General features: G+C 66.4%; 21 protein-coding genes, 1 tRNA gene and 4 pseudogenes. 19 read left to right on the top strand and 7 right to left on the bottom strand.

Going from position 1 to position 22,936, the window contains the following annotated elements; translation table 11 throughout:
* The first annotated feature begins 69 nt into the window (after positions 1 to 69).
* Positions 70 to 852 carry a 3-hydroxybutyrate dehydrogenase gene (locus ACFPN9_RS17295; RefSeq protein ID WP_377817302.1) on the top strand — a complete coding sequence of 261 codons (783 nt, stop codon included), beginning with the start codon at positions 70 to 72 and terminating at the stop codon, positions 850 to 852.
* 13 nt (positions 853 to 865) lie between these two features.
* Positions 866 to 1,612, top strand: a complete 747-nt coding sequence (locus ACFPN9_RS17290) for an acetoacetate decarboxylase (RefSeq protein WP_068078836.1) — start codon at positions 866 to 868, stop codon at positions 1,610 to 1,612.
* An 18-nt stretch (positions 1,613 to 1,630) separates the two neighbouring features.
* On the opposite strand, the gene ACFPN9_RS17285 is transcribed toward ACFPN9_RS17290, so the two are convergent.
* Both ACFPN9_RS17285 and ACFPN9_RS17280 read right to left on the bottom strand, forming a co-directional pair.
* Positions 1,631 to 2,293 (bottom strand): peroxiredoxin-like family protein, encoded by a 663-nt coding sequence (locus ACFPN9_RS17285; protein WP_377817301.1) that lies wholly within the window; start codon positions 2,291 to 2,293, stop codon positions 1,631 to 1,633.
* A 59-nt stretch (positions 2,294 to 2,352) separates the two neighbouring features.
* Positions 2,353 to 2,922, bottom strand: a complete 570-nt coding sequence (locus ACFPN9_RS17280) for a carboxymuconolactone decarboxylase family protein (RefSeq protein ID WP_377817300.1) — start codon at positions 2,920 to 2,922, stop codon at positions 2,353 to 2,355.
* Between the two features lie 117 nt (positions 2,923 to 3,039).
* Here ACFPN9_RS17280 and ACFPN9_RS17275 point away from each other — a divergent pair, with 117 nt between their 5' ends.
* Together ACFPN9_RS17275 and ACFPN9_RS17270 are read left to right on the top strand one after the other, a co-directional pair.
* Positions 3,040 to 3,960, top strand: a complete 921-nt coding sequence (locus ACFPN9_RS17275; RefSeq protein WP_377817299.1) for a LysR family transcriptional regulator — start codon at positions 3,040 to 3,042, stop codon at positions 3,958 to 3,960.
* Positions 3,961 to 4,266: 306 nt separating this feature from the next.
* Positions 4,267 to 5,286 (top strand): CPBP family intramembrane glutamic endopeptidase, encoded by a 1,020-nt coding sequence (locus tag ACFPN9_RS17270; protein WP_377817298.1) that lies wholly within the window; start codon positions 4,267 to 4,269, stop codon positions 5,284 to 5,286.
* Between the two features lie 31 nt (positions 5,287 to 5,317).
* On the opposite strand, the gene ACFPN9_RS17265 is transcribed toward ACFPN9_RS17270, so the two are convergent.
* Positions 5,318 to 5,407, bottom strand: a tRNA-Ser gene (locus ACFPN9_RS17265).
* Between the two features lie 208 nt (positions 5,408 to 5,615).
* Here ACFPN9_RS17265 and ACFPN9_RS17260 point away from each other — a divergent pair.
* From ACFPN9_RS17260 to ACFPN9_RS17200, 13 genes and pseudogenes are all read left to right on the top strand, one after another.
* On the top strand, positions 5,616 to 5,936 hold the full coding sequence (locus ACFPN9_RS17260; protein WP_066733926.1) for a hypothetical protein: 321 nt from the start codon (positions 5,616 to 5,618) through the stop codon (positions 5,934 to 5,936).
* A 79-nt stretch (positions 5,937 to 6,015) separates the two neighbouring features.
* Positions 6,016 to 6,675, top strand: coding sequence for a peptide-methionine (S)-S-oxide reductase MsrA (msrA, locus tag ACFPN9_RS17255; protein ID WP_066733886.1), 660 nt, complete (start codon positions 6,016 to 6,018; stop codon positions 6,673 to 6,675).
* An 82-nt stretch (positions 6,676 to 6,757) separates the two neighbouring features.
* Complete coding sequence (locus ACFPN9_RS17250) at positions 6,758 to 7,327, top strand: TIGR00645 family protein (RefSeq protein ID WP_066733888.1); 570 nt, start codon at positions 6,758 to 6,760, stop codon at positions 7,325 to 7,327.
* A gap of 94 nt (positions 7,328 to 7,421) precedes the next feature.
* Positions 7,422 to 8,402 carry a TAXI family TRAP transporter solute-binding subunit gene (locus ACFPN9_RS17245; RefSeq protein ID WP_066733891.1) on the top strand — a complete coding sequence of 327 codons (981 nt, stop codon included), beginning with the start codon at positions 7,422 to 7,424 and terminating at the stop codon, positions 8,400 to 8,402.
* A 57-nt stretch (positions 8,403 to 8,459) separates the two neighbouring features.
* The gene (locus ACFPN9_RS17240) at positions 8,460 to 10,670 is read left to right on the top strand and encodes a TRAP transporter permease (protein ID WP_465247894.1); all 2,211 of its coding nucleotides are present in this window, start codon (positions 8,460 to 8,462) and stop codon (positions 10,668 to 10,670) included.
* Between the two features lie 68 nt (positions 10,671 to 10,738).
* Positions 10,739 to 11,386: pseudogene (locus tag ACFPN9_RS17235) on the top strand (magnesium chelatase domain-containing protein); the annotation flags it as partial.
* 118 nt (positions 11,387 to 11,504) lie between these two features.
* Positions 11,505 to 13,034 (top strand): recombinase family protein, encoded by a 1,530-nt coding sequence (locus ACFPN9_RS17230; protein ID WP_067989484.1) that lies wholly within the window; start codon positions 11,505 to 11,507, stop codon positions 13,032 to 13,034.
* 98 nt (positions 13,035 to 13,132) lie between these two features.
* Positions 13,133 to 13,432: a hypothetical protein gene (locus tag ACFPN9_RS30330; protein WP_067989483.1), complete on the top strand. Its 300-nt coding sequence runs from the start codon at positions 13,133 to 13,135 to the stop codon at positions 13,430 to 13,432.
* A gap of 48 nt (positions 13,433 to 13,480) precedes the next feature.
* Positions 13,481 to 14,347, top strand: coding sequence for a hypothetical protein (locus ACFPN9_RS17220; RefSeq protein WP_067989482.1), 867 nt, complete (start codon positions 13,481 to 13,483; stop codon positions 14,345 to 14,347).
* Between the two features lie 94 nt (positions 14,348 to 14,441).
* Positions 14,442 to 14,927: a hypothetical protein gene (locus tag ACFPN9_RS17215; RefSeq protein WP_067989481.1), complete on the top strand. Its 486-nt coding sequence runs from the start codon at positions 14,442 to 14,444 to the stop codon at positions 14,925 to 14,927.
* Positions 14,924 to 16,861 carry an AAA family ATPase gene (locus ACFPN9_RS17210; RefSeq protein ID WP_067989480.1) on the top strand — a complete coding sequence of 646 codons (1,938 nt, stop codon included), beginning with the start codon at positions 14,924 to 14,926 and terminating at the stop codon, positions 16,859 to 16,861. The genes ACFPN9_RS17215 and ACFPN9_RS17210 overlap by 4 nt, the downstream gene beginning before the upstream one ends.
* Positions 16,862 to 17,002: 141 nt before the next feature.
* Positions 17,003 to 17,539: a hypothetical protein gene (locus ACFPN9_RS17205; protein WP_067989479.1), complete on the top strand. Its 537-nt coding sequence runs from the start codon at positions 17,003 to 17,005 to the stop codon at positions 17,537 to 17,539.
* Between the two features lie 305 nt (positions 17,540 to 17,844).
* A complete protein-coding gene (locus ACFPN9_RS17200; RefSeq protein WP_067989478.1) occupies positions 17,845 to 18,441 on the top strand; it encodes a DNA-binding protein in 597 nt (198 codons plus the stop codon).
* Between the two features lie 3 nt (positions 18,442 to 18,444).
* Here ACFPN9_RS17200 and ACFPN9_RS17195 read toward each other — a convergent pair whose 3' ends face one another.
* Positions 18,445 to 19,542 (bottom strand): hypothetical protein, encoded by a 1,098-nt coding sequence (locus tag ACFPN9_RS17195; RefSeq protein ID WP_067989477.1) that lies wholly within the window; start codon positions 19,540 to 19,542, stop codon positions 18,445 to 18,447.
* 60 nt (positions 19,543 to 19,602) lie between these two features.
* The gene (locus tag ACFPN9_RS17190; protein WP_156450836.1) at positions 19,603 to 20,355 is read right to left on the bottom strand and encodes a hypothetical protein; all 753 of its coding nucleotides are present in this window, start codon (positions 20,353 to 20,355) and stop codon (positions 19,603 to 19,605) included.
* 135 nt (positions 20,356 to 20,490) lie between these two features.
* Here ACFPN9_RS17190 and ACFPN9_RS17185 point away from each other — a divergent pair, with 135 nt between their 5' ends.
* Complete coding sequence (locus tag ACFPN9_RS17185; RefSeq protein WP_156450835.1) at positions 20,491 to 20,691, top strand: hypothetical protein; 201 nt, start codon at positions 20,491 to 20,493, stop codon at positions 20,689 to 20,691.
* Between the two features lie 99 nt (positions 20,692 to 20,790).
* Here ACFPN9_RS17185 and ACFPN9_RS17180 read toward each other — a convergent pair.
* Positions 20,791 to 21,081, bottom strand: a pseudogene (locus ACFPN9_RS17180) (integrase core domain-containing protein); the annotation flags it as partial.
* Positions 21,082 to 21,224: 143 nt separating this feature from the next.
* Between ACFPN9_RS17180 and ACFPN9_RS17175 the strand changes: the two are divergent.
* Positions 21,225 to 22,519: pseudogene (locus tag ACFPN9_RS17175) on the top strand (IS110 family RNA-guided transposase).
* Between the two features lie 215 nt (positions 22,520 to 22,734).
* On the opposite strand, the pseudogene ACFPN9_RS17170 reads toward ACFPN9_RS17175, so the two are convergent.
* Positions 22,735 to 22,936: pseudogene (locus ACFPN9_RS17170) on the bottom strand (DDE-type integrase/transposase/recombinase); the annotation flags it as partial.

Below are 22,936 nucleotides of genomic sequence, written 5' to 3'. Positions count from 1 at the left end.
GGCCGGGCGGCATCGCCCATGCTAGGCCAACCCTGTCTTCAGGCGTCATTGGGATAGGGGGACACCATCATGCTGAAGGGCAGAACTGCGATCGTGACCGGCTCGACCTCCGGCATCGGGCTGGCGATGGCCCGTGCCTATGCGAGAGAGGGGGCGAATGTCGTGATCAACGGCTTCGGCGAGGCTGACGCGATCGAGCGGGAGCGCGCCGCCATCGCCAACGAGTTCGGCGTCGAGGCGCGCTACAGCGCCGCCGACATGTCAGACGGCGCCGCGATCGCCGCGATGATCGCAGGCGTCGAGGCCGAGTTCGGCGCGATCGACATCCTCGTCAACAATGCCGGCATCCAGTTCGTCGCTCCGATCGAGGAGTTCCCGGTCGCGAAGTGGGACGCGATCCTGGCGATCAACCTCTCCGCCGCCTTCCACGCCATCCGCGCGGCCCTGCCCGGCATAAAGGCGCGTCGCTTCGGCCGCATCATCAACACGGCCTCCGCCCATGCGCTCGTCGCCTCGCCGTTCAAATCGGCCTATGTCGCCGCCAAGCATGGCATCGCGGGGCTGACCAAGACGGTCGCGCTGGAATCAGCCACCTTCGGCATCACCGTGAACGCGATCTGCCCCGGCTATGTCTGGACGCCGCTGGTCGAGAAACAGGTCCCCGAAACCATGGCAGCGCGCGGCCTGACGCGCGAGCAGGTCATTGCCGACGTGCTGCTGCATGCCCAGCCGACCAAGCAGTTCGTCACCGCCGAGGAGGTCGCGGGCCTGGCTGTGTTCCTGGCCTCCGACCTGGCGCGCTCGATCACGGGCGTGATCCTGCCGGTCGATGGCGGCTGGACCGCACAGTAAGGGGAGCCTCGCCATGAACCGCCAGCAGATCCTCGACCTGCCCTCGATGCCGCTCGCGGGCCCAAGCTATCCGGCCGGGCCCTATCGCTTCATCGACCGCGAATACATGATCATCAGCTACGAGACCGATCCCGAACTGATCCGCCACCATCTGCCCGAGCCGCTGCAGCCGCTGGCGGAGCCGGTCGTCCATTACGAGTGGATCAAGATGCCGGATTCTTCCGGCTTCGGCAGCTACACCGAGACCGGCATCGTCATCCCCTGCCGCTTCGGCGAGGAGGAGGTCAATTTCGTCTCGCAGATGTATCTCGATGTCGAGCCGCCGATCTCGGCCGGGCGCGAGATCTGGGGCTTCCCCAAGAAATACGCCCATCCGAAGCTGGAACTGGTCAAGGACACGCTGACGGGCACGCTCGACTATGCCGGCCAGCAGGTCGCGATGGGGACGATGGGCTACAAGCATGAGAGCCTCGCCGGCAACGGCGCGAAGACGACCGCGACGCTGTCGAAGACACAGGTCAACCTCAAGATCATCCCCGGCGTCGATGGCGAGCCGGAGATCTGCCAGCTCGTCGCCCTCAACCTGACCGAGATCACGGTCAAAGGCTCCTGGATCGGCCCCGGCCGGCTGCATCTGGTGCCGCATGTCAACGCGCCGGTCGCCGACCTGCCGGTGCGCAGGGTGCTCGGCGCCCACCATTTCATCGCGGACCTGACCCTGCCCTTCGGCCGCAAGATCCACGACTATCTCAAGCCTTGAGTGGGTCAGGCGGCTCCGTCAAAGCCTTCCCAGCACCGCGAGCGCCTCGGCCGGGTCGAGGCGGACCCGGTAATCCGGATCGACGAAGGCGGCCGCGATCGTGCCGCCCTTAGCCACGACGAAGGTGGCGGGCATCGGCAGAGACCATTCGCCGTCGCCATTGCGGGCCGGCAGGTCGTGGCCGAAGCGGCGGTAGAGCGCCTCGATCTCGGGGGACAGCCTGAAGCGGATGCCCAACGCATCGGCCAGGCGCCCTCCCACATCGGACAGCACCGGGAAAGCGAGGCCGTTCTTCTCCGCGGTGTCGAGCGTGTCGTCGGGCGTCTCCGGCGAGACGGCGACCAGCGTTGCGCCCTGTGCGGCGAAGTCGGCCAGCCGCTGCTGGTAGCTGCGCAGCTCCAGATTGCAGTAGGGGCACCAGCCGCCGCGGTAGAACAGGATGACGAGCGGGCCGACCTCGGCGAGGGCGCGCAGATCGACGCGAACGCCGGTCGCGTCCGGCAGGCTCAGCGCGGGGATCGGTGAGCCGGCGCGCGCAACCCGGTCGAGCAGGCCGGACTGGCGCAGGTTGTCGATGTCCTGCGCCACCAGCGTCGCGGTGTCGGCACCGACACGCCGGGTCCATTCCTCCCGGAACGCGTCGAGGTCATGCTTCAGGCTGGTGGAGGTCTGTATGGTCATGAGGCCGGCTCCTGATGGTCTGGGGGGGGGGCGGCGGCGCTGCCGCCGGCGCGGCGCGTTCAGGCATGGGCGCGGTTGCGCGGCGCCGTCCACTTCGTCTGGGCCATGAAGCCATCGAGCGGCGTATGGGTCAGGTGGTTGACGTAGTTGGAGATCGTCTTGGTCGCGACGATGAGGACGACCTCGAGCACCTGCGCCCGGGTGAAGCCGGCCGCCAGAAAGGCATCGACCGCGTCATCGCCCGCGAAACCGCGCTCGGCGACGACCTGCTCGACGAAGTGGCGCAGCGCCTCCAGCCGCGCATCCGCGACCGGGGCACTCTCGCGCAGCGCGGCGATGATGTCGGGCGCAACGCCGGCCATCTTGGCCAGCACCGAATGGCCGGCGGTGCAGTATTCGCATTCATTGGCGACGTTGATCGCGAGAAATGCGACCTGCTGCTCGGCCGGCGTGAAGCTGCTCTGGCCGACGAGACCGAACAGTGCGTCATAGGCCTGCAGCGTCACGGGGCTTTCGGCCAGGGTGCGGTGCAGGTTCGGGATGAAGGTCCAGGCCTTCTCGATGCCGGCGAGCTGGGCCTTGGCGGCTTCGGGAGCGGTCTCGACGGTGTGCAGCGTGAACGCGGTCATGGGGTCTCTCCGGGTTGGGAGCGTCCCTTGCGTCCGCTCCATGACCGGACCATGCGCCATTCATCCCGACCCGATAATTCCCCTTGTCGACAGAACATTGATACGCAAGATGTATGAATGTCCGACCTCCTGACCCTCTTCAAAACCTTCCAGCGGGTCGTCGAGACCGGCTCCTTCACGGCCGTGGCGACCGAGTTCAACACCAGCCAGCCGACGATCTCGCGGCAGATCGCGGCGTTGGAAGAGCGGGTCGGCGCGCTGCTGTTTCAGCGGACGACGCGGGCCCTCGCCGTGACCGAGGATGGCCGCGTTCTTTATGAGCAGGCGCGCCAGACGCTCGACAGCGTGCAGCAGGCGCTGGGGTCGGTCGGTCGCCAGCGGCTCGCGCCGACGGGGCTGCTGCGGCTGGCCTGCCCCGTGGTGTTCGGCCGGCTGCATGTCGTTCCACGGCTTCCGGCCTTTCTCGCGCGCCATCCGGGCGTAACCATCGACCTCGTCATGAACGACGGTTTCACCGATCTCGTCGAGGAGGGCATCGATCTCGCCATCCGCATCGGCGCGATCATCGATCCGTCCCTGATTGCGCGCCGGATCGGGCTGACGCGGCGCGTCACCGTCGCCAGCCCCGCCTATCTGGCCGCTCACGGGACGCCGGCCGAGCCCGCCGATCTCGTCCGTCACGACTGCATCGTCTATGCGCGGCTGGCCACCGGCAATCGCTGGGAGTTCTCGGGCCGCGACGGACCGGTGTCGGTGACGGTCTCCGGGCGCTATCGCGTCAACAACTCCGAGGGCGTGCGCGAGGGCGTGCTCGCCGGCCTCGGCATCGGCGTGGTTCCGGTCTGGCATTTCACCGACGAGATCGCCTCGGGTCGCCTCGCGGTCATTCTTGCCGATTTCGAGCCGAAGCCTTTGCCGACGCAGGCCGTCTATCCCTCGCGGCGTTTCCTGGCGCCCAAGGTCCGCGCGATGATCGATTTCCTTGCCCATGAATTCGAACTCGATCCGCGGCTGAGTTCCTACGGGCTCGATCAATGAGCCGGCGATCGGCGGCCTTGATCCGGCGACGATCGCGCGCCTGCGCGCGCCGCGGCCACGTTCACCGGGAGACCGCACATGCGCGACAAAGGGGGCCACAGGGTGCCGCTCCCGGCTTGGCGAGCCATGGCAGAGGGTCTGGCGTCCCCGACCCTGTGGTTGGCGCTCTGCGTCGCTCAGCAATATCGGGATGGCGGAGAGGGGAAACTGGATGCGAGCGTTCTGCTCCGGCTCCGGCACATGGCTTCGCGTCCAGGGGAGGGGCTGGCAGCCAAAGGGCATCGTTGAAACGTCAGGAAAAGCCAGTTGGCGCGAACCGCGACGTGTTTGCGGGAGGCTTCAGGTCCTGAAAAGATCGGCTGCCATGAGAGCCGCGACGAAGAACAAGGTTGTCTCTGCTGTGCGCGGGCGCGCGATGCTGCCATTGCTGGATCACGAGGGCGAGGCAACGACATGAATGCGAATGCTGAGGCCCGAACTCCCATCTGGCAACTCGTTCTGCGATCGCCGCTTTTCCGCCTCATCGTTCTGGGCGCTGCGATGCTACAGTTCATGGGCTGGGCCCAGTCGTGGCTGGATGATTATCGGGCTTCGCCCTTGCTGAGCACGCTGATCCAGAGCGTCCTCGGGCTGTCCGCAATTGCGCTTTACGTTGCCTACGGAAAGTTTGTCGAACGCCGCGACGTGACTGAACTTTCAACGCCCGGACTTGTCCGTGAATGGGCTCTTGGCGCGTTGCTCGGGGCAGGCCTCTATACCGCATGCGCCGTGAGCTTGATGCTGCTTGGCTACTACAAAGTCGAGGGGGTCAACCCCGTCATTTTCCTGCTGCCCAATCTCGCCCTGGCAATCAAATCGGGCATCTTCGAGGAACTCCTTTTTCGCGGCATCCTGCATAAGTCCGTTGAAGACATTCTCGGAAGCTGGGCGGGCATCGCAGCGTCATCTCTCGTGTTCGGCTTGCTTCACCTTCTGAACCCTGCGGCAACCCTCGGTGGCGCGATCTACATTTCCATAGAGGCCGGGCTTCTGTTGTCGGCGGCGTACATGCTCACGCGCCGCCTCTGGATTTGCATGGGGCTGCATATGGGATGGAACTATTTCCAATCGGCGGTTTTCTCCGGCGTCGTCTCGGGCTCGGTCACCGAGCCAGGCCTGCTGAAGGCAGCGATCGCAGGGCCAGAATGGCTGACCGGTGGCGCCTTCGGCATGGAGCATTCAATCTTCGCGCTTGTATTCTGCACCTCGGCTGGCGTGATCCTGCTCATGATCGCCATCTGCCGTGGCCACCTGATGCCGCCAATCTGGAAGCGCAAAGGTTCGTAACGGGTCGCTGTTGTTCGACAATTTGCGCAAATGGCGGACAGGGCGGGATTCGAACCCGCGATACGGTTTCCCGTATACACACTTTCCAGGCGTGCGCCTTCAACCACTCGGCCACCTGTCCGGCGCGCTGCTTATGACCGCGGGGCGGGTTTCTTTCAAGCGCGTTCTCGCATCCCTCGACAGATCGCGCGGCGGCCGCGCCGCGGCCCGTTGCAAAGCGGCGGGTGAAGGAGCACATCGGGACGGCCCGTGCGGAGATCCGGCGGGCGGCAGCCGCCGGGCGGAATGCGCCGTCGGGGCAGGGTCCGGTTCGGGAAAGGAGGGTGGGCGTGCGGTTTCTGCTGCGGCTTCTGGGTTATCTGCTCGTGGCGGCCGGCTTCGTCTCCCTCGTCATCGACGGCGCCCGCTCGATCGCCAATTCCAGCCTGCGCTATACCCCCGTCGATCTTGCGGTGACGACGCTGTCGGGCGCCCGCGGCGAGGCGCTGCGGCCTGTCGTCGAGCGCCATCTTCCCGGCTGGGTCTGGGATCCGGTGCTGACGACATTGCTCCTGGTGCCCGCCTCCCTGGTCGCGCTGCTGCTCGGCTTCCTCCTGCTCCGGCTAGGCGCCCCGCCCGAGCCCGGCATCGGCATCGTCACGCGACGGTGAAGGGGAAGGCGCCGCGCGCCATCTGTCGGAAACGCCGTCCGATCCCCATATCCTGGCGGAACCCGACACGGAGCCCGCCATGTTCTTCCTGCGCAAGAAGACCGCCCTGCCCGAGGCCCATGAGGCCCTGCCCGGCCGCGATACGCCGCTGCCGACGGCCGAGCGCCATTTCGTCAACAAGCGCCCGCTCGCCGGCCCTTATCCGGAGGGGATGCAGGTCGCGATCTTCGGGCTCGGCTGTTTCTGGGGCGCCGAGCGCAAGTTCTGGCAGATGGGCGAGGGCATCTGGACGACGGCGGTGGGTTATGCCGCGGGCTTCACGCCGAACCCGACCTATGAGGAGGTCTGCTCGGGCCGCACCGGCCACAACGAGGTGGTGATGGTGGTCTTCGATCCCGCCATGCTGCCTTACGAGGCGCTGCTCAAGACCTTCTGGGAGAGCCACGACCCGACCCAGGGCATGCGCCAGGGCAACGATGTCGGCACGCAATACCGCTCCGGCATCTATGTCACGGATGCGGGTCAACGCGCCGCGGCCGAACGCTCGCGCGAGGCGTATCAGCAGGCGCTGGCGGCGCGCGGCTATGGGCCGATCACCACCGAGATCCTCGATGCGCCGCCCTTCTACTTCGCCGAGGACTACCACCAGCAATATCTGGCCAAGAACCCGGCCGGCTATTGCGGGCTCGGCGGCACCGGCGTGTCCTGCCCGATCGGCGTGGGCGTCGCCGCCGCCTGAACGGCCGGCTTGCCGCAGCGGCGACGGCCGTGGCAGATGCGGCTGCCGGACGAGGGGGTCTAGAACGATGGCGGGGGAGAGCATGGACGAGACGGCGGCGACCGCCCCAGAGAGCGGGGCCGCTTCGCGCGGCTTCGGCGCCGCGCTCTCCTTCAGCCGCTGGCTACTGGCGCCGTTCTATCTGCTGCTCGTCGTCGGGCTCGCTGGCCTCCTGCTGAAGGCGCTGCAGGAGGCCTGGCACTTCATCACCCATGTCTTCACCGCGACCGAAGCCGAGGTCATCCTCGCCGTGCTCGCGCTGATCGATCTCACCTTCACCGGTTCGCTGATCGTGATCGTGATCTTCTCGGGCTACGAGAACTTCGTCGCCAAGATCGATGCCGGCACCAGCCGCAACTGGCCGGAATGGATGTCGAAGATCGACTTCTCGGGCCTGAAGCTCAAGTTGATCTCGTCGATCGTCGCGATCTCCGCCATCCAGCTTCTCAAGGCCTTCATGAATGTGAAGGGCACCAGCGACCGCGACCTGATGTGGTATGTGGTGGTCCATGTCGTCTTCGTCGTCTCGGGACTGGTCATGGCCTGGACGGACCGCATCTCCGGAGAAGGCGGTGGCGGCAAGAAGGGCAAGGGGCAGCCGGCCGCGCCCTGACGGCCGCATGTTGACGGGGTAACCTTGCCTTAACTTTTCGGTTGATTGGCAGGGCAAAGCCCAAGACAGTGCCTCCCTTCATCGGGAGCCTGACATGTCACTGCATCTTCGTTCGAAATTCGTCGTCGCCGGCCTGGCTCTGGGCGGCGCCGCGCTCGCCGCCGGCCTCGCTCTGGCCCAGGCGCCGGCCTTCTTCCGCATCGGCACGGGCGGCACGGCCGGCACCTATTATCCGATCGGCGGCCTGATCGCGAACGCGATTTCGTCCCCGCCGCAGCTCGTCTCCACCGCGGTCGCCAGCAACGGCTCGGTCGCCAACGTCAACGCGATCGTCGGTGGCGCGGCCGAGTCCGGCTTCGTGCAGGCGGACGTCGCCTTCTGGGCCTATTCCGGCACCGGCGTCTTCGAGGGCAAGCCCAAGGTCGAGGAGCTGCGCTCGATCGCCAACCTCTATCCCGAGAGCGTCCACCTCGTCGTCCGCAAGGCCTCGAACGTGAAGAGCGTTGCGGACCTCAAGGGCAAGAAGGTTTCGCTCGACGAGCCGGGCTCCGGCACGCTGCTGAACGCCAAGGCCATCCTCGCCGCCTTCGGCGTCGGCGAGAAGGACATCACGCCGGAATATCTCAAGCCCAACCAGGCGGCGGAGAAGATGAAGGACGGCTCGGTCGACGCCTTCTTCTTCACCGGCGGCTTCCCGGCGGCGGCGATCTCGGAGCTCGCCTCGACCGGCTCCGGCATCGACATCCTGCCGATCACCGGCGCGGCGGCCGAGAAGCTCGCCAAGGACTTTCCCTTCTTCGCCGCCGACGAGATTCCGGCCGGCACCTACAAGGATGTCGGCGCGGTCAAGACGGTTGCCGTCGGTGCCCATTGGATGACCTCGTCCAAGATCTCGGCCGACACCGTCTATGCCGTGACCAAGGCGCTCTGGAGCGACAAGACCCGCGCCGCGCTCGATGCCGGCCACGCCAAGGGCAAGGCCATCCAGAAGGCGACCGCGCTCAACGGCCTGCAGGGCGTGCCGCTGCATCCCGGCGCCGAGCGCTTCTACAAGGAAGCCGGCCTGCTGAAGTAAGCGGGCGCATCAGCGCCCACACCAAACGCGCCGTCATTCCGGGTCTGCGAGCCCGGAATGACGGCGCGCTCATTTGATGTTCCAACAAGCGAACCCCCGCCCATGACCAGCCAGCCCTCCGCCGCCGAACTCGCCAAGCTCGAGGAGGAACTCGATCCCGAGATGCAGTTCCGCAAGGTGCCGCATGGCACCGCGCTGATCATCGGCGGGCTGCTGCTGGCCCTCTCGGCCTTCCATTACTACACCGCCGGCTTCGGGCTGCTGCGCGAGACGACCCATCGCGGCATCCACCTCGCCTTCGTGCTGGGGTTGATTTTCCTGGTCTTCTCCGCCCGCAAGAGCCAGTCGGCCATTGTCCATCCCTCGACGCTGCTGCGGCCGGGCGGCGTCCCGCTTTATGACTGGGTCTTCGCCGTCGCGGTGGCGGTCTCCAGCCTCTATGTCCCCTGGATCTTCGAGGACATGGTGTTCCGCGTCGGCAACCCCTCGACGCTCGACGTCGCCATGGGCACGATCACCATCGTCCTGATGATCGAGGCGACGCGCCGCGCCATCGGCTGGGGCCTGCCGCTGATCGCGCTCTTCGCGATGACCTACGCGATCTTCGGCACCTGGTTTCCCGGCATCTTCCTGCATCCCGGCGCAAGCTGGTCGAACCTCGTCAACCATCTCTATTTGACCAGCCAGGGCGTCTATGGCGTCGCACTCGGCGTGGTCGCCACTTATGTCTTCCATTTTGTCCTGTTCGGCGTGCTCGCGACCCGGATCGGCCTCGGCCGGCTCTTCCTCGGCGTTGCGGCCGCGGTGGCCGGGCGCTTCGCCGGCGGCCCGGCCAAGGTCTCGATCTTCGGTTCGGCCCTGTTCGGCATGATCTCGGGCTCCTCGGTCGCCAACACGGTAACGGTCGGCTCCCTGACGATCCCGATGATGATCCGCCTCGGCTATCGCCGCCATTTCGCGGCGGCAGTGGAATCGACCGCGGCCACCGGCGGCCAGATCACCCCGCCGATCATGGGCGCGGCCGCCTTCCTGATGGTCGAGTTCCTCAACCTGCCCTATGCCTCGATCGTCATCGCGGCGATCATCCCGGCCTTCATGCATTTCTATGGCGTCCTGATGCAGGTGCATTTCGAGGCGCGCAAGAACGGCATGAAGGGCATGACCGATGCCGACGCGCCGAAGCTCTCCGAGGTCTTCGCCCGCGACTGGCCGACGATCGCGCCGCTGTTTGCGCTGATCATGGTGCTGTTCACCGGCTACACGCCCTACCTCGCCGCCTTCTGGGGCATCACGGGCTGCATGCTCGTCGGTCTCGCCCAGCATCGCGCCGCTTCGGCCCTGGTCTTCGCGCTGGCGATCGGCATCGCCGCGCCGACGGAGTTTCTGCGCGTGCCGGGCGTGAACTTCGCCTTCACGGCGGCCGCCTTCCTGATCATGGCCCATGGCGTGCTGATGAAATCGGCGGAAGGGCGCAAGCGCGTCGACGACATGATCGACGCCTTCATCCTCGGCGCGAAATACGCCATCGGTGTCGGCGCGGCCGCGGCCACCGTCGGCATCATCGTCGGCGTCGTCACGCTGACCGGCGTCGGCTTCAAGATCTCCTGGATCGTGACCTCGCTCGCCGATCAGTGGGCGCGTGGCGTCTCGGGGCTGATCCCGTTCTTCCCCTTCGACCTGAAGAGCGCGACGCTGTTCTTCACGCTGCTGCTGACCGGTCTGGTCTGCATCCTGCTCGGCTGCGGCGTGCCGACGACGGCCAACTACATCATCATGGTCACGGTCGCCGCGCCGGCGCTCGGCATGCTCGGGGTCAACCCGCTCGTCGCCCATTTCTTCGTGTTCTATTACGGCGTGCTGGCCGACATCACGCCGCCGGTCGCGATCGCCGCCTATGCCGGGGCGAGCATGGCCGGGGCCGACCCGTTCAAGACCGGCAACACGGCGTTCCGTCTGGCGCTCGGCAAGGTGCTGGTGCCCTTCGTCTTCGTGTTCTCGCCCTCGATGCTGATCATGGCGCCGGGCTTCACCTGGACGGAGCTCGTCGGCTCGACGGCGTCCTGTATCGCCAGCATCACCCTGCTCTCGGCCGCCTTCGCCGGCTGGTTCCTGGCGCCGCTGGCGATGTGGGAGCGGCTCCTGATCGCACTCGCCGCCCTGCCGATGATCCTGGCGACGCCGACCAGCGTGCTGATCGGGCTCGCCCTCGCGTCTCCCGTCCTGCTGCGGCAGGTCGTGGCGCGCAAGAGCACGGTCGAACCGGCGTGAGTTCCTGATCTGTTCTTGCGCGCAGCCTGAAGCTCCGCTAGCCTCGTTTCGGGGCTGGGGTGGCGCTGATGGTGACGCGGGTCGCGACGGTGGCGTTCGAGGGCATCGAGGCACGCGCCGTCGATGTCCAAGTGCAGGTCACGCCCGGCGGGGTCAATTTCATCCTGGTCGGCCTGCCGGACAAGGCGGTGGGCGAGAGCAAGGAGCGCGTCCGCTCCGCGCTGATCGCCTCGGGCCTGGCGCTGCCGGCCAAGCGCATCACCGTCAATCTCGCGCCGGCCGACCTGCCCAAGGAGGGCAGCCATTACGATCTGCCGATCGCGCTCGGCGTCATGGCGGCGATCGGGGCCATTCCGGCCGATGCGCTCGCGGGCTACACCGTGCTGGGCGAACTCGCGCTCGATGGCTCGATCACCGCGGTCGCCGGCGTGCTGCCGGCGGCGATCGCCGCCTATGGCCGCGGCCAGGGACTGATCTGCCCCCATGCCTGCGGGCCGGAAGCCGCCTGGGCGGCGGCCGATATCGACATCCTCGCGCCCCGCTCGCTGATCCAGCTCGCCAATCATTTCAAGGGCACGCAGGTCATGGCGCGGCCGGAGCCTGCGGTGGCCCGTCAGGCAGGCCCGCTTCCTGATCTCGCCGACATCAAGGGCCAGGAAAGCGCCAAGCGCGTCCTCGAGATCGCCGCGGCCGGCGGCCACAACCTCTTAATATCAGCTTTATTATTGTCGGTTGGTGCGAGTTAATGCACAATGTCTGAACCCGAGCAAACAAATGGCACGATCCAGGACCAATCTACAGCCGCCACCGAGCAAGCCTCTCGCGTATTCATACGTGCGCTTTTCGACGCCGGAGCAGGCTCGGGGCGAGAGCTTTCGCCGGCAGATTGAGCTGGCGCGCGCCTATGCGGCCAAGCATGGCCTGCATCTTGACGAGAGCTTCCGCGACGAGGGTGTGTCCGCCTTCAAAGGCCGCCACCGCGATGAGCGCGCAGCGTTGGGCGCTTTCCTAAGGCGCGTGGAAAGTGGCGACGTCGCCAAGGGGTCGTATCTCCTTGTCGAGAGTCTCGATCGCTTGTCACGCGAAGAGGTCGTCGATGCGCTGGAGCTGTTTCTGGGCCTGACCCGGAACGGCATCGTCATCGTCACACTGGCCGACCAGCGGGTCTATTCGCGAGCGAGCCTGCGTGCCGACCAGACGCAACTGATCATCAGCATCGTTGTGATGTCGCGCGCTCACGAAGAGAGTGCGATGAAGTCCAAGCGCGTCTCCGATGCCTGGGCAGCTAAACGCCAACGTGCCGCCGATGAGCGGCAGGCGATGACGGCCCGCTGCCCCGCCTGGCTCGAGCTCGTCGGTGGGCCGAGATCCGGGCGCTATGTCGAGATCCCCAAGCGCGTCGAGATCGTCCGAAAGATGTTTGCGGACACGATCGCCGGTATCGGACGCCGCACGATTCAAAAAGAGCTGAACGACAAGGAGGTGCCGACCTGGGGCATCGGCAGGAAGCGCAGCCAGTTCTGGCATGACAGCTATATCGCAAAGATCTTGTCGAACCCGGCGGCCTATGGACGCTATATCCCGCGCGGCAAACTCGCCGGTGGTTCGGATGCGACGGCGGAGGCGCCGATCGACGGGTATTTTCCGGCAATCATCGACGAGGCGACCTTTTGGGCGGCACAGGCTGCCTCAAAATCTCGCGGCTTCGGCAAGGGCACGCCAGGTCGCCGCAAGAACCTTCTGTCGAAGCTCGTGCGCTGCGAGGCGTGCAGCAACAACCTTGTCTTCATCGACAAAACGGTTCGCGGCGGCGGTCACAAGCTCAAATGCGGCCGTGCACATGCGAGCGCCGGCTGCGATCACCGGACGATGTACGACTACAAGCGCGTCGAGCTCGCGGTGGTGTTCGGTCTGGGCCAGCGCCGCAAAGGCCTGATCGCGGCAGCCACCGATCGGCAGAGCCAGGCAAAAGCCGCGCTCTCTTCGGCGCAAGCCCGCCGCGACGACCTTGAGCGTCAGCTCGACAATCTGATTCAACTCGTTCAGGCGTCCGGTGGCGGCAGCCGCCTCGGCAAACAGGTCCAGGCGCTCGAAGCCGCAGTCGACGCGGCCGACGATGAGATCGTGGCGCTGGACCGAGATTTCCGGCAATCGCAATCCGTCGATGTCGATAGCGCGACCGAGGGACTGCGGGCGGTCTATGACAGGCTCAACGCCGATCCCGACGATTTAGCCGTCCGCGCCGCCTTTCAGCAGCGCCTTAAGCTGCTGGTCGATCACGTTGTACTCGGCCCGAACGGATTTGTCGTTACCCACACCGACGGCTCGACCTCGAGGACAAGTTTCGCCGGTCCAGACCGTTAGCGGCGACGCTACAAATCCGCATTGCCGATGTGCTCTAACGGCATAAACTGAGCCGATCTATCCGAGACCGGCTGCGCATTGCCGGCTCGAAGCCCGCAATGGTGGGCACTCTACGCGCCGTCGCCGCTGTCGGGCTTTGGTTTTGCGCGGATACCGACGCCGCGCCCGTTCTCGAACAGGAACTCGACGCCTTGCTGTTCGAGGGCGGTTTGCAAGTCGCGAAGCGTGCGGTCGTGGGGGAGGCGGTCGCCTCCTTCAAAATGGCTGATCGTGCGCTTCGATACGCCTGTCAGATCGGCAAGATCCTGTTGCGACAGACCCAGCCAACCCCGCGCAGCGCTTATTTGCTGCCTATTAACCACAGTTGTACTTCAAAATTGCAATTGTGCATTTTATGAGCACAATAACTTCCGTGGACACGCCGTCCACGAGAGGAACCTTACGCCATGCATCACGCAGCCTCCAGCCTTGTTTCCGCCGCCGTCCCCGCCGTCCCCACGATCATGCCGGTCTCGCCGCCGCGGGCCTTGCCGGCCGATCTGCTCGCCCGGATCGAGAAGACGGTGTCGGGCGCGGGTTCGGCCGAGTTCGCGGTCGATCCGCTGCTCGGCCACAGCCTCAGCGCTGTGACGTCGTTCCTGACCTCGGTCGTCAAGCGCTCGGGCGCGGTGATCGAGGACGCTCTCTATGCCGCGCTGGTGCGCAATCGCCGTTTCCTGGTGATGCAGCAGGTGCGCATCCCGATCACCAGGGCGGCCGAGATGTATGTCCAGGAGAACGGTCCCGGACGCGTCGGCGAGCTCGCGCTCGCCAGCGACGGCGCGACCGTCCGGGTCGGGCATTTCGACATGATCGTGATCGACCAGCAGCGCTCGGTCGCGATGGTGATCGAGATCAAGAGGGGCTCCGGCATCACCGAGAGCAAGAAGCGCAAGGCGACCGAGCGCGATCTCGCCTGCGCCAGGCTCCAGCTCGCCTCCTATCTGCGCACGCTTCTGGGCATCAAGTTGAAGCACTATCGCTGCCACGTCATCGACTTCTACGGCCGGTCGGGGTTCCGCGACGAGCTGACCGTGACCCGCGAGGGGCTCGACAACCTGTTCGGCGTGCCGGTGATCCCGACCATCGACGCGGCGCTTTCCGCGCTCGAGGCCAGGATGGTCGCGCGCGTGCCGCCGATGCTGCAGATCGCGCAGGAGCGGCTCGCCGACCGCACGGCCGAACCCGTGCCCCGCCGCGCCGGCCGCGGCGCGCTGGCAATGCTGAGCGGGCGCCAGGCTGGTCCGGCCCTCGCGCTGAGCCCGCCCGCCTGATCTGACGGCGGCGCTCGCCGCCGCCGGCCTTCGTCTTTACCTCACCTTTGACCCGACGCCGGCCCAGTGCCGGCGATCGCTGGAGCTCGCCCCAATGACCGCCGCCATCCTTGCCCATCCCGCCACGACCCGAACCATGCCGCACGTAGCCATCGCCGCCTCGGCTTGCGAGGTTGGCGGCTCGGCCCCGCTGCTGCGGCTCTGGCGCAGCGTGCCTGCCGACGCGATCGCCGATCGCGACCGGGTCGAGCTGCGCGCTCTGCTTTGCGCCGTCACGCCGCTTCGGGTCGAGCACTGGCGCGAGGCGCTCGCCGGCGACCCGGCCGCCGCCGTCGCTGCGGCGCTGAAGCTGTCCGGGCTCGACGTGCTCGACACCCCGCGCCACGACCTCGTGATGTCCTTGGTCCTGCTGCACGCGCTTGCCGGCTCGGATGCAGCGCGCACGACGCTCGCCTTCGTGCTGCAGCGCCGGCGCTATCTCGGCGAGGATATCGAGCCGCTGATCGCCTCCTGGCGCAGGAGCGATCGCGCCGCGATCCGCCGGGCCTCCATCCAGGCTCTCATGGAGGCCCTGTCATGAGCGCCCACACCACTGCCGAAGACGACGCCTTCATCACCGGTATCGACAGCCTGTCGGATAGCGGCAGGGATGTCGCCACGACGCCGCTGATCCCGCTCGATCTGCTCGCGCTGATCGCCTGGCACGAGGCCGGGGGCCCGCGCCTGATCTCGCGGATGAAGCGTGGCCAGGCGGTCTTGATCAAGACCCCCTCCGAGATCTGGTATGAACCGATCAAGGCGATCGTCGATCGCGAGAAGACCGGCGCCATCGTCTTCGAGGGCAAGCGCAAGAACGGCGACAAGAAGTCGAGCGATGCCTTCGTCGTCGAACTCCTGCAGGACGGGCGTGGCGTAGTCGGCATCACCGTCGATGCCGGCCTTCTGCCGTCGCTGCTGCGCACCAGCGCCGACGCCGAGCTCGTCATCCCGGCGTTGGGCCCCACGCTGGTCCGCCGCGCGATCGCCGGAACTTTCGGCAAGCGTTGTTCAGTGGTCAAGCCAGGCGACATCGCCGGGCTCGACCTGATCGAGATCGCCGCCGCAATCCGGCCGTCCTCCAGTCCGCAGGCGAGCCTGCGCCGGCTGCGACAGGCGAGCGCGCGCAAGGCTGCGCCAGGTCCCGTCGACGACACGCCGCTTTTATCAGAACTCTCCGGCTATGGCGAAGCGAAGGCGTGGTGCCTCGATCTCTGCGCCGCGCTTGATGAAGCTCGCGCCGGCACGATCTCCTATGGCGAGATCGAGAGCGGCATCTTTTTTGGACCGCCTGGCACCGGCAAGACCCTGCTCGCCCGCTCGCTCGCCAGGAGTGCGAGGGTCCCCCTCATTGCCACCAGCGTCCCGGACTGGTTCATGCGCAAGACCGGCCATCTCGGCGACGTCCTCCAGCAAATCGACGAAGTCTTTGCCCAGGCACTGGCCCAAGCGCCGAGCGTGCTCTTCCTCGACGAGATCGACGCCTTGCCAGATCGTGCCGTCGCCGATGCGCGGTCGCGGGAGTGGTGGTCGAGCGTCGTGACAACGCTGTTGACCCGGATCGATGCGTGCCGGGCCGCCAGGCGCGGGGTCGTGCTCCTGGCCGCGACCAATCACCTGTCGCATCTCGACGCGGCGTTGACGCGGCCAGGCCGCTTCGACCGCAAGCTGCACGTCCCGCCGCCCGACACCGCCGGCCTCGCCGCGATCCTGCGCGCCCATCTGAAGGGTGATCTGGCGGAGCTCGATCTTCTTCCGCTCGCCCGCCTCATGCCGGGCGCGACCGGTGCCGACGTCACCGCAATCGTCAAGGCCGCGCGCCGCCTCGCCCGAGGCGAAGGACGCCCGCTCGACCTTTCCGATCTTGAGCGCGCCATCCTCCCGGCGGATGGGCGCAGCGAGGCCGAACGCCGCCATGTCGCGGTTCATGAGGCTGGCCATGCCGCAGTTGCGCTCGCGCTCGGGTTCGAGGTCGCGCGGGTCTCGATCCGCGGCCATGGGACCGCAGGCGGCATCACCGAGCTTGCCATCCCGAGCGTCTCGACGCTCGCCGACATCGAGCGTCGCGTCCTCGTCCTGCTCGCAGGCCGTGCCGCCAACATGGCGGCCGGCGCCGCGCCCGACACCGGCGCCGCCAGTGATATCAGCGAAGCGACGAGGCTGCTCACCGCAGCACAGGTCAGCTTCGGACTCGGCGACGGGCTCGTTGCCCGCGCCAGCCCGGACGGCGCACTCGCACTGGTCGGGCGCGATCTTGCGCTCGCCAATACCGTCGACGTCCGGCTCAAGAGCCTGATGCGGCAGGCGCATCAGCTCGTCGCGAACCAGCGCACCCTGATCGAGGCGATTACGGGGGCCCTCATGCGCCAGCAGGTCGTCGATGGCGATGAGCTCGTGGCGATTGCCTGTCGCAACGATGGCGAGGCGGACGAGCTTGGCTCTTCGGCCTCGCCGCCGGCAACGACGTCGAGGGTCTGACGACATGTGATGAGCAACCACGCGCGGCGCCACAGCCGCCTGCGTGTCATCGCCCGGACACCCCGACAGCGGACGAGTTGGCACACCGTCGCACATCCACAAATTCGCGATTGCAGCGCATCGCGCTAACCGTCGATCCTGATGGAGACGCTCATGTCACGCCGCAAGCATGCCGACTGGCAGGCCGAGATTTATGACAAGCACGCCGGCTGGATCGCCGGCACCCGCCCGTATATGTCGGTCGGCGACGGCTGGGCGGATGTCGTCTCAAGGTTGTTCGATCGGATATCTCAGGCGCTCGCCGGCGAGCCACCATCGACCAAAATCGTCATCATCGACATCAAGGAAAAATATGGCGAACTTCGTGTTGAGATCCTCGCCCCCGTCGGGCCTGAGACCGAAGCAGCGATCGATCAGGCGATCCTGCTCGCCGAGTTGCGTTCCGAATGCACCTGCGACGCGTGCGGCGCACCCGGGCGGATGAGGTCGACCCTTGGTCAATCCGCCTGGCTCGCCGTCACGTGCGATGATCATCAAAGCGGCTATCCCCGCACAGTCGGGGAGAGGTCCCCCAAGCGCCGGATCAAGGATCGCTTCGGCGTCTTCGAGATCACCTACGACAGGGCCGCAGACAGCATCACAAAGACCAGGGTCGCGGGGCGGCGAGAGGCGGAATAAGGCTCGATCTCGCTTCCTGGAACCATCCAGCGTCCGCAGCGCGTTGCAGGCCACCGCCGACAGGTCGAGGCCGGGCCGAGCCAGCTGATTCTAGCACCGCTTGCGAGCCCTGCAGCTGGCCCGCCGCGCGTTCAGCTCTGTAGCCTGTAGCACGTAGCCTACATCCTACAGGCGCTACATGGATCGGAGGGGGCTGGAGCGGTGAGTTAACCGTTCGATCGAGAGAGCCGTCAGTCGAACTTGGACGGCGGTGCGAATCGTGGTAATGTGCGTTATACATTCCTCACACGCGAGCCACAACCGCCATGTCGACCGACGACGACCAGCACGAGATCAACCCGCCGCCCTTCACCGAGGGTCCCACCGAGGACGAGCGCGTCGAGGAGCGCCATGTCCATGCCGCCTGTGACGCCCTGAACGCGCAGGGCAAGAAGCCGACCCATGACGGCATCCGCGAGCTCCTGGGCAAGGGCTCCTACACCACCATCACCGCCTTTCGCGCGACCTGGCGGCCGAAGTCGCTCGATCTCGCGCCACCCTTGCCGGAGAAGCTGATCGAGACCGGACATTCCTTCGCGGCCGAGTTCTGGCGCGAGGCGGTCCTTCAGGCCAACGGCCAGCTGGTCCAGGAGCGCAAGGCGGCCAGGGAGATGCTTGACGAGGCGCAAGGCGCGATCCGCGCGCTCGAAGCGCAGGTCGAGGTTGGCGAGGCGAGGCTCGCCGAGGCGCGCGGCAGGCTCGAGGAGGCGGCCGGCAAGCTGCGCGCCGCTCATCACCAGCAAACCGAACTGCGCGACAAGATCGTCCGTTGCGAGGGCGAGCTCAAGGTGCTGCGCCCGCTGATGGAGCGCCTGCAGCTTTCGGCCGGCGCGGGCGATGCCGGGGCTGCCGGCAGTCCGTGACGATCAGGCCGCGAAGCGCGGCGGCGCGCGGCCGCGCTCGATCGCGCGCGTCAGCCGCATCGCCTCGAACCGAACCATGCGCTCGACTGACGCCGGCCGCGGCTGCCGCTCGCTGAAGGTTCCGACCAGCCCGCCACCACCGCGCCGGCCATGCTCGGCGCGGCCATAGCGCGACTGGCTGCGGATGCTGCAGTGGCCAGCGCCGGCGGCGACCATCTCAGCGTTGGGAAGCGTCACCTTCCCGTCCGCGATGCACTGCGCGCGAAACGAGTTCGGCGAGACATTGCTGAAGCCGAGTCTCCCCGCAATCCGGCCCACCGCCTTGCGCAAGCCCTCCGTGCTCTCGACCGCGATCTCGATCGCGCCACCGGCCTCGTCGCACAGTTTTGCAAGATGCGCCGCCGGCGCCCCGCCCTGCGCGATGGCGACCACCACGCCGGACATGCTGAGCCCGTATTTGCCGTTATGGCTTTTCTGCGCGATCGTAAAAATCTCCAGGAGCCGGTCGCGCTTGATGACCCTGACGCCCGGCGAGTACTGCTGGTCGCGGATGGTCTCGGCATACTCGCCGACGCGGCAGGTCGACAGGCACATCGCCGCGATCGCGGCCTTGTAGGGGCTGGTCTCCGGCGTCGCGACGAAGACCTGCTCGCGCCAGTCGGCCGGCTTGTCTTTCAGGCTGTGCTTCTTCGAGCCGGCGCCGCGACGGGGCGCGTCCGCCTTGGCGCGGAACGGCGAGGCGGCGCGGTAGTCCGGATCGGCGCAGGGCGGGTGCGCCAGGATCGCCGGTTCGACCCGATCGAGATACAGCGCCAGCGCCTCCGCAGTGAGGCTCGCAGCCTTGCGCTCTCCAGCGCGCGAACGCGCTTCGAGGTCGGCCTTCAGCCGCAGCAGGGTCTCGCGGGCGCAGAAGTGCAGCGCAGCCCGTGCCCGGTTGTAGCTTGCCGGACAGGCGCAGGCCATCGGGTCGTAACAGCCCGCCCGGCGCATCCGCTCATGCACGCCACGGTACTGGCGCATCGTCCCTTCGGAGGGGGTTCTCTCGGGCAGCAGCGCCAGCAGACGCTCCATCCGGGCATGGGTTTCGACAAGGCTCGTCATGGCTGACCTCGACCGACGCCGCTGGGCGCCCCTTATTATCGGACGGTCGTTATCATCGAATCAGACGGCGCAAGGGACAATGGCCTGGCTCCACCGTCCGCGCGAGACCGACCTGACATCCTGGCCGGCGCCGATCCCGAAACGTCCCGTGGTCGATGCGATGACATCGAAGCTCAGGCCGTTGCGATCCCTGAACGCCTCGTAGGACGCCAGCGCGCCGGGCTCCGCCAGGACTATCAGCGCCTCGCTCTGCCGGCTGTGAAAATGGGCCCGCAGGCACCAGTCGACCCGTCGCCCATCGTAGCGCTCGCGGTCGCCGTAGGGGCCGACGATGATGACGAAGACCGGCCATCGTGGATGAACCCACCAGCACAGATCGAACGGGACCGCGAACCCGCCGACGACATAGCGTTCGACCTTGCCGCCGATCGCCGCAAAGCTCGCAGCGACGGCCTCCCGAAAAACCTGGTCAGCTCGCCTGTCCGGGCTCGGCTGATCGGCGCCGCTCGAACGCGCCGCCCGCTCCGCCTGCGCGATCGCGCGCACGCTGAGCTCGCCATCCGCCACACGCCGCGCCGCCACCAGCGCGCCCTGCCGATCGTGCCGTTGCCAGCGCGCGATGAACTCGACCGACGCCATCGGCGCGAGCCTAAGCCGCGAGCCCAGTTCGCCCGGTCCATCGAAGTCGTCGCGCAGAAAACGCACCGCAGCCGCTTCGCGCCGCAATGTCTGCGCCGCAACGCCAAGCGTCGCGGAAAGCCCCGCAATCACCCCGTCACGCTCGCCATAACGCGCAACAGAAACCGCAGCCAATGTCGCCTCGCCACGTTCATGCCAACCCGTCGTCATCATACCTAAATATATGAGATCGGTACGAAGATCATCTAAGGCCTATGGCTGCCGAAGTTCGCGTCCGCGCAGGTTGTGTAATTTCGGGGAGCGCTTCCCGTGGAAACGGCAGTGGAGAATCCGCTGCGTTTTTGGCCTGAGCCGGTGTGGGCACCGGGCCCGTTTGAGAAGGTGGAGTTGCGAGACTTCGACCTGACCGAAACGGAGAACCCGATGACCGAGGACAGATTAGCGCTTGCCGAGCTTCCCGCGAAGAGCGGCGACCCTGATTTTCTGCGCACGATCGCCGAGAGCGTGTGACCTGAGACCCTTTTCTCCTCCGTTCTGAGGGAGAGTCCTGGGTTTCATTGATCCGAGACCATCTGCTGGATCGCCGGAAGGTAGAGTTCTGGTCTTCGATCACGGCGGAGGGCTGGGTGTTCCGCCGGAATTTTGCAGCAGGATCGGTGGCTTGTTGCCGATGGCCCCGTGCGGCCGATCCTCGTTGTAGTATCTGAGCCAAGCCTCCATCTTTTCGGCCGCATCCGCAAGGGTCAGGAACCAGTGGGTGTTCAGGCATTCGCTGCGGAAGCGCCCGTTGAACGCCTCGATGAAGGCATTCTGCGTCGGCTTGCCGGGGGCGATGTAGTGCCACGCGACGCCGGTCTCCTGGCACCAGCGCAGGATCGCCATCGAGGTGAACTCGGTGCCGTAGCACATTGGGAAGAGGCTCGACCGTTGGCTGACGGCGCGCGAAGCCTTGCGTAGCGCAGCGCGCCGTCACGGCGGTCATGGCCGAGCAGCAGGTCTCTAAAGTGAAGTTGTCGAGACAACACCTTGGAGAGAGGCCGACCATGACCAAGCGCTTTTCTACTCCCACCGGCGTCGTGCTGGTAGCCATCGACATGTCGAAGCTCCGCTAGGAAGTCCTGATCGAGCGGCCGGAAGGCGGTCGACGCCGGCGGATGACCGTGATGGCGACCAAGCCGGATTACGACCGCCTGGCTGCGGACCTTGCCGCGATCGGGCGGCCGATCCTTGTCGGCTTCGAGGCGACCGGCAATTACCATCGCACGCTCGCCTATCGGCTGCTGACGGCAGGCTTCGAGCTGCGGCTGATCTCCTCGGTCGCGCTCGCCCGGACGCGAGAGGCGCTACACAACGGTTGGGACAAGAACGATCCCAAGGACGCCCAGGTCATTCTGCACATGCTGCGGATCGGTGCCACGCAGGTCTATGTCGACCCGTTGGCCGCCGGCATCAACGATCTCCAGGAGCTGTCGAAGACACCCGAGACGATCTCGAAGGCCAAGACGCAGACCTGGCACCGTATCCTGACGCATTATCTCCCGCTGTATTTCCCGGAGATCGGCCGCTTCGCCGGCAATAGCCGCTCGGATTGGTTCCTGGCACTGATCGAGCGCTTCCCGACGCCCGGCAGTATCCTCGCGCTGGAGCGGGAAGCGTTCGTGACGGAGGCCTGGCCTCTGGTCGGCCGCAAGGTCTCCAAGGCGCGGCTGATCAACGACATCTACGAGACGGCCTGCTCATCGATTGCATTGCCCGTGCCGGAGGAGAGCACCGCGATCACGATGTTCCGGATGATCATTGCCCAGGCGCGGGGCCTGATCCGGGAGCGCAACCGGATCGAGGAGATCGCGCAGGTCACGCTGGCTGATCATCACGATTACCAGTTGCTGCGGCGGATTCCGGGAATCGGGCCGATCAACGCTCTGACAATCCTCGCCGAGGCCGGAGACCTGAGACGGTTCGGCCACCACCGCCAGTTCCTGAAGTTCTGCGGCCTCGACCTCGCTACCTGCCAATCCGGCACATTCCGCGGTCGGACTAAGCTGTCGAAGTACGGCAATGCCCGCCTGCGCCGAACGTTCTGGATGGCGGCGCAGGTCGCCGCGCGCCAATGTGACAACAGCTTCCGCGACAAGCTCGGCCGCTATGTTGCCGGCCACGCGGACGATGCCGATCGCCGTCGCAAGGCGATGACCGCGCTCACCGCCAAGATGGCGCGGGTGGCGCATGCCGTCGTCAAGACGGGGACAGAATACCGGCCGTTCCTGGAGCGACCGGGTGCCAGGTGGAAGGACCCCTCTCTGCAAGGGCCGTGAGGGCGCCAAAGGCGACCCTGTAGATAATGTTCGGGCCTTCCACCTGGGTGCGTATCTCGTCTTGAGGACGGTGAGGACCACGGCCGCGTCAATGCCGCTGGATCCTGTGTTTGCTATGGCTGGGAGCGATCCCGTTGGCGGTGGAAACCATCTGGATCAGCTTACTGCCGACGTCGGCGATCTGCCGGCGCGATGAGACCTGTTGGCCAAAGCCCAAAGCTGCCTCCCGACATAGGACGTTGTCTGAACGAATATGCCCGGGCACGCCGCGCAGGATGAACAGGTCCGAGAGCACGTCGATGACATCGATCGCCTTCAGCCTTCGGTCGATGCGGATCGCCAGGCATTCATGCGTGAACTCGTCGATGATGTTGAGCATGCGATACTTTCTCCCGTCATGGGTGCGGTCCTCGACAAAGTCGTAGGACCAGGCATGGTTG

This window comes from Allobosea massiliensis (assembly GCF_042655245.1).
Lineage (GTDB): Bacteria > Pseudomonadota > Alphaproteobacteria > Rhizobiales > Beijerinckiaceae > Allobosea > Allobosea massiliensis.
The sequence above is the reverse complement of the archived record's forward strand: the minus strand, read 5'-3'. Positions and strand labels throughout refer to the sequence as shown.